The 6,988-nt window shown below is 44.5% G+C and carries 3 protein-coding genes; all 3 read right to left on the reverse strand.

The features are described from left to right. A partial coding sequence (locus ACT8YW_RS21060) for a DUF5703 domain-containing protein (protein WP_444107049.1) occupies positions 1-2,129 on the reverse strand: 2,129 nt, incomplete at its 3' end. A 33-nt stretch (positions 2,130-2,162) separates the two neighbouring features. Then, positions 2,163-3,596 (reverse strand): sialate O-acetylesterase, encoded by a 1,434-nt coding sequence (locus tag ACT8YW_RS21065; protein WP_444107050.1) that lies wholly within the window; start codon positions 3,594-3,596, stop codon positions 2,163-2,165. A 116-nt stretch (positions 3,597-3,712) separates the two neighbouring features. Then, a partial coding sequence (locus ACT8YW_RS21070; RefSeq protein WP_444107051.1) for a glycosyl hydrolase occupies positions 3,713-6,988 on the reverse strand: 3,276 nt, incomplete at its 5' end.

The following is a 6,988-nucleotide window of genomic DNA, read 5'->3' on the forward strand; positions in this document are numbered from 1 at the left end:
GCCGGGAAAAGGAGTATTTGTTCTCCATTGGTTTGCAATAGCATTTCCTGAAGTCCTATCATGCCGCTACCTCCCCAGTTGTGATCGGGTGTCCAGTCATATCCCGGTCCCCAAAATGCGGGGAAACGATGCGGTCCATTCGATAATTTGGCTAAAGATAGTTTCTTTGCTTCTTCGGTCAGGCCTAAACAGGCAGCCCATATATTATCTTGTTTCCATCCGGTATGCGAACGGAACTTGATGGCATCCGGGTCATAAAAGTAGGTATTACGTGCTATATCCAGCTTCTCTTTGCCTACTCCGTAAATCCTCCACGGAAATACAGGGTATAGCTGCGGCGTTTCTACATTATTGATTCGTTCCCAACTGACAGCGGGGGCGATTACTTGTTTTAAAAGCGACGAATCTCCTACTTCTATGTATCGCAATGGAATCGGAGGTATTGCTTTTAGCATCTCTTCTTTCTTTCCGTATGTTTCTAATACCACTTTCAGGGCGGCGATGGTACTGCTTGCGTTATTAGTCATCTTATATGTCTCACAAGCAGAGCCTGGGAAAAGAATCAGATGTCCGTTGCCATCCAACGCTTTCCGTCCCCGGCGGGAAGCTAGTTGCCGGTAATGTTCGTCGAAGAATGTCAGCGAACTTTCGATCAGAGGTAAATAAGGGGTAATATCAGCATTTGCATAGTTCTTTGTTTCCAATATCATTTGACAGAATTCAAGAATCGTATCCCATTCATATTCCAGCCAGGCATTATATTCCAATCCTTTGTCGAACCAGTCCGGTCGTTTGAAACCATATTCTGCGGGGTTCGGCAAACCGAAATTTTCGATCTGCTCGCTAAAGCAGGCTCCATCATGTTGCCAGTATACACGGCTCCGGAGTTCTGCATTCTTCAACATGCGGTTATAAAAATTAAACTGGGAAGGCATCATATCAAAGTCTCCGCTTTTCAGCATCGGCCAGTATACTAAACGTTGATTCTGTGCAGTCATCGTGCCACCTCCCCATTTCCGGTAGTCGGGAGTAAAAGATTGTTTTTCATCGACATGGCAAGGATCAAAGGTGAATAGTCCGCCATTGAATTTAGTCGGTACGCTGCCATAAGCATTACATCCCAGCATATAGCGGAAAAGGGTGTAGTTTCTGGTTATTTCTTTTGCTTCCCCTTCTGCTTCGATAAAACTGCGTTGCCAAAAGGAATTCCACCATGAACGGGTCTGTTTTTTATCCTGTATGATAGTTTTCGATGAAACTTTGCCATTGGGGACTATTCTTTGTAAAGCTGTTTGTACTCCCTGCTCCCATTCTTCTATTGTTTCTGTCTGGTCTGTATGTAACACAATGCAGAAATGCTCTTTCCGGGCTGCTTTGGAAGAACGAAATTTCCAGGCACGATAGTCTGTTCCGGCATATACATCATCCGCAGTGCCTACAAATTCTAAGTTTTCACCCAAAAGAGTTCCTCCGAAAGTCAGGTTTTTCAAAGGATTCATCATTTGAGATTTGACTTCGTTCATTCCTTGTTGAGCTAAAACTACATCAAAAACGGTCTGTTCGGGATTGCGATGATAGAACAGAAGTTGATTTGTATTTACGGAAATAAAGTCGGCCTCCGTCACAGTACCTTTCGGGGGAGCCCATTTGTAGGAACACTGTTGCCCCTCTCCTTTTCTGACAGGTCGTTCCTGATAGCGCCAATTTTCATAAAAGACTTCAGTCTGCAACGGTTGTGCATTTGTTACCTCTACATGTATAACTGGATGAAAAACATCTACCCAAAATTGTATCTGTGTGTTTCCTGCCGCGATTTCTACATATCCGTCTTTCAGCTTCAACTCCTGATGAAAATCTTTAGCGTCTTTGAAAGGATTGGGTGATAGGCGGAGACGTACACGCCCTTGTTTTAACTGGCAGTTGTTTTCGTCGAATGTACCGCTACGGCTCACATAGAACATAACATCACCGTCTTCTACCCATATATTCATCCCGATATCTCCACCACCACAGGGCATAGATTCAGAAGAATTACGACTGGGAGTATTCCAAATGACATTGGCATGCTGACTCCAAAGAGCCGACACGCCAACAAACAGTATGGTTATAATCAGATAAAATCTCTTCATATCTTTTTCATCATTTACCTTATCTATTTACGATTACCAATCATCCGAACGGAAAGACCCTAAAGGCAATCCGTCGCAATATACATCTCCTTCCACATAGTTTTCAAAACAATATCGAACAGCTACCGGGTGTGGCACTTTATCGCTTTTCACCAGCATCTTACTACGTTCTATCCATGCTTTGGCCGGGTAAAAAACTTTATCTTCGCCGGCTACCTGAAAGTTTTTCGATTCGAAACAGTTCTTGCCGCTAATCCACATATTGGCACGTTCGAAGCTGACAACTATGGTGTCGTTCTTTATTTCAATACTTTTATAATAAGGGCTCTCGCCATTCACACCTTCCACTCCATACGTTTTAGTTAAAGCCAGAAGAGCCAGGCGTTCGCCTGCAACCTGTTTCTTTGCGGGATGAATACCTTTTTCCATTCCTGCATCCAGTAATACAGCCATACCGCTGTTAGCTACACGATGTTCTACTTTTGCCTGTGCCTCTCGGAGATATGCCGAATTTATCACTTCCTTTCCTTTTTCGGTAATAATCCCGTAATCATACGGAGCTATCTGGCAATAATAGAAAGGAAAATCTCCCTGTTTCCATTCGGCACGCCAACCGTTAATCAATCGGGTAAACATATCAGCATACGTATGGGCACGATTCCAGTTATCTTCGCCCTGATACCAAATCACTCCTTTCATGGTCATACCGATTAACGGATGTAACATACCGTTATAAAGCACGGTCGGAGTACGGTTCTTGGATTTTATGTCGGTTTCCGTTTGAGGTATCTTCGCTTCCGGAAAGGCTTTCAGCCAGTCTGCCGTCATCCATGCTTCACAGGCGGAACCACCCCAGGCTGCTACAACTAATCCGACCGGAACATCTAATATTTCATTTACCAGTCTCCCGAAATAATAGGCTGTTGCACTGAAATCACGGACACTAACCGGAGTTGCTTCTTTCCACGAACCGATAACGTCATTCTGCGGAGTGAATGTAGAAGTACGTTTCACCGTAAACAGACGGATTTGTGGATTCTTGCTGTGAAGAATGTCCATATTGGCATTTTCTACCGGTTGGTTTTTGAAGCCTTTCATCGGCATTTCCATATTACTTTGTCCGGAACAAAGCCAAAGCTCGCCTATCAGAATATTATTCAGTGTCTTTTGGGTTCCATCATCAAAGGTCACAGTATAAGGGCCTCCAGCTTCGGGAGTAGCTACTGTCAGTTTCCATGCCCCATTTTTATCTGCTGTTGCTGCATATTGTTTTCCATTCCAACTAGTGGTCACTGTTACTTTTTTATGAGGAGTTGCCGTCCCCCAAAGGTTTGCATTGGTCTGTTGCTGCATTACCATACCATCTGAAAAAATAGCTGGTAGCTTTACTTCTGCGTGTGTTGACAGGCAGGCAGCAAGCAGAAAACCTGCCAACATTGTACCTGTTTTAATAATTGAACTTTTCATACTTTAGCTATATTATAATGAATTGGGCACGGATTACATGGATTGTGCTGTTACTTTATGTAATACGATTCTCATAAACCGTGTAATCTGCGTAATCTGTGCCTTAAAAATCTATTTTATTCTGTGGTAGAAAAACTCAAAGGTCCGAGCAATCCTGCCGGAAGCAACGTTTTTTCTGCCCTGCGATATTTTGCATTAGTCCAAATACCATCAAACGGCGCTTTTCCTTCATCAACTCCTGTCAGTGCATTCGCCCAAGTATTTGTAACCTCTATTTCAAGCTCATTAATTCCTTTTTTCAGGGCACCTGTAATATCTGCACGATAAGGAGCTGTCCAGATTGTGCTACAATCTACGCCATTCACACGAACGGTTGCCAAATTATAAATCGTTCCCAGATTCAGATAAATCTGTTGATCTTTATTCGGTTTATTTTTCCAGCGGAAAGTGGTCTTATAGGTCGCTGTCCCCGAATAATAACGTATCTGTTCGTCCGATTCTTGGCTCCAGTCGAAAAGTTCTTTTCGTGTGAGCGTTTTTTTGTTAGCTGCAAAAGTTATAGTATATTCCTTTGCCTCCAAAGCTATGTTTAAAGGGGCTTTAGCTGTATCTTTTTTCTCCTTTTGCAGTTGGAGAGAGGACTCTCCATAGCCTTCATGTACTCCCTCCGCAGGATATACGATGAATACGGACTCATTAGGAGCCAATGTGAGAGTAACCTCCGTTCGGTTTCCGTTGATACGATAGGAAGGATGAACATTCATTTCACCTGTCACCGGATTCCAACATTCCGGTTTCTTACCGTTAATACGCATACTTGCAGTAAACGTGCGTGTTTCGTTCTTTTGGTTGGCTACGAAATAGAGTTCGCCAAGTTCACCACGACGATGCGTCCAGGCAATATCTTCCGGCACGATCATATCACGTTCCAAGCCATACACGGAAAAATCTTCTTCTGTATAAGGTAAAGAAGGCACCAAAATGCCAGCTTCTTTTAGTTCATTGATTTTCTTCTGCACTTCCGATGACAATACTGGTTCGGAATTCATAGGACGCGAAAGAGGCAGTACCAACACTTTATAACTTGCTCCACCCGGCAACGTTATTCGTCCGTTTTCTGCTTTCGCCAAACGAAGGATTGCATCTTTATTAAAACTATCGTATGCATATCCACGAAGCGGATTCACCCATTTCTCCGGATCAGCCATGTTAGCTGAATGGGTAACACCTACCGGACGTACACGTAAAGGCTGTCCCTCATTGGCCAGACGGATGCGTTCACTTTCCACTCGTTCCGCACCGAAGATTCCCGGCAGAGAGGGAACCAATCGTTCCGGTAATATCGAACGTCTCGGAACTTCTTCACCTGTAAAGACTGCGATGTCTGTTACCGGATGCCCATATTGCAACAACGACTGGCAACGGGTAGCATATTCGGAAAAGGCTTTTGCGCCTTTATCCCACCAGGTCTGATCCCGTTGGAAGAAAAGTCCGATGCCATCCAATGTCATGCCGGGCTTGCGGTCCAACCAGGGATTATGTACATATACATGGTAGAAAAGGCGGTTGATTCCTAATGCGTAATTACGATCCAATAAGGCTTTCAACATTCCGGGGTATTCATCCCACGTGCCACGCACTTCGGTGAATCCTTCAGCCTGAATAATATTCTTTCCGTAGATATGCGCTCCGCTAATAGCGTCGAGCATATCATTCGATTTGTCATGTGTAGGACTGTTCAACCAAAATTCGCCCATCGGAAGATCTACTTTTTGATAATGCAGTAGACCATCGCTTACCATCGTCGGAGCCACACATTCTGCCGAGAACTGGCAATCATATTCTTTCGCACAGTCCGCCAATACCTGATAGAACACATCTACGACGAGTTCTGATATGGTAGTACGTACGTCTCGCAGAATCTTTTCACTTTGTTCGACACTTTCCATCGGAATACCTGCCAATAGAGGTAGATAAGGCATCAAATCGTAGCCACGACGTTTCTGAAATTCAATAGCGAAACGTTTATTCCAGTTTTGGCTGCCACATTCCCAACTGTCGACATGCATATATTTCAGTACGCGACGAGCTACTTCGGGATTGGTCTTTGCAAATGCCTGCGCAAACCAGTTATCGAATTGCTTCCGTACCGTTTTCGGGTTAAACTTATCACATTCCAATCCTTTTCCGCCGCCCGCTGTCGCATTGGTATGTCCGGTAGCCGTATGTCCCATGCGGAGTAATTTCCATTTTCCTTTGGGGAGAGTGGCGGTCAATGTTTTTACATTCGAATGACCGGTATATTGCTTTGTTAGATTGATGACTTGTGAAAGTGAATAGCAATCCTGTTTCCCGACTTCCTCTTCTTTAGTAGCTTGAGCAACACGCCATACCAGTCCGGCTTTTCCTTCCCACTGGTTCAGACGGGCTTCCCGGTGCAGGCGTAATTCTTTTATTTTCAGATTGGGTTTCCATTTGGCAGCATCCATATCTTCACTTCCCGGTTCGCTTCCTTCAGGAGTCCAGTAGAAACGGAAGAAACGGGCGGTAGTCGGAGGAATACTATGAGTTGAGTTCTCATCTGTATTCTGCCATCCCTGACGGGCAGGTACCAACTGTTTGACAAAACGATAATTCACTCCGTCGTCACTAGCCATTACTTTCAAGCGGTGTGCCTGATAATTATTACCATTTAAAACGATTTCGATGTTCCGGCAAGTGAAAGGTTCTCCGTATTCATACTGGATATAGCAGGGATAGGATGAACGGATCACTCCTGCCGCATCCATATTCACAGTTTGAGCTGCTTTTACATTTCCTGTCGTAGCTAGGTTGACACAGGTGATTTTTGCCTGCATCTCGTCCGCTGCGTCTTCTACCGGCAAAGCGAATAATGCAATATCTTCATAATAGTTTTCATAGGTTTCCGGTTGTGGTAAGCGAATAGCCATGAGTTTTCCTCCGTTTACAATCGTATCGCTCCAAACCACTTTCTGCATAGATTCTTCAGGAGTAATCCAGGGGCCTCCCGCCAATGCGAAACCATCACAGATATGCATTCCCAATTTCAGCCCCAAACGATCTGCCTCTTCCATGCTGAAACGCACCATCTCCCACCATTCGGGAGTTAACTGCTGCGCTTTGCCATCGTATTGGGCACCTTCATGAATACCTTTAATCGGCATCAGATAAGTACCTCCTAATCCGGCATGTTTCATTGCCTCCAAGTCGGCTGTAATCCCTTCTTTAGACACGGCACCATACATCCAATACCAAAAGGTCCAGGGTTTTGCTTCATCAGAAGGGTTTAAGAATTGATCGCGAAGTGAGCGCGTTTGCTGTGCATCGGCAGGGCATACGGCTGTCCATGCTAATAGAGAAAGTGCAAATAT

Source organism: Bacteroides sp., assembly GCF_052357945.1.
Classification (GTDB): Bacteria; Bacteroidota; Bacteroidia; order Bacteroidales; family Bacteroidaceae; genus Bacteroides.

Coding starts and splice junctions, on each gene's coding strand:
- ACT8YW_RS21065 (WP_444107050.1), bottom strand. CDS start 3,596: ATGAAAAGTTCAATTATTAAAACAGGTACAATGTTGGCAGGTTTTCTG.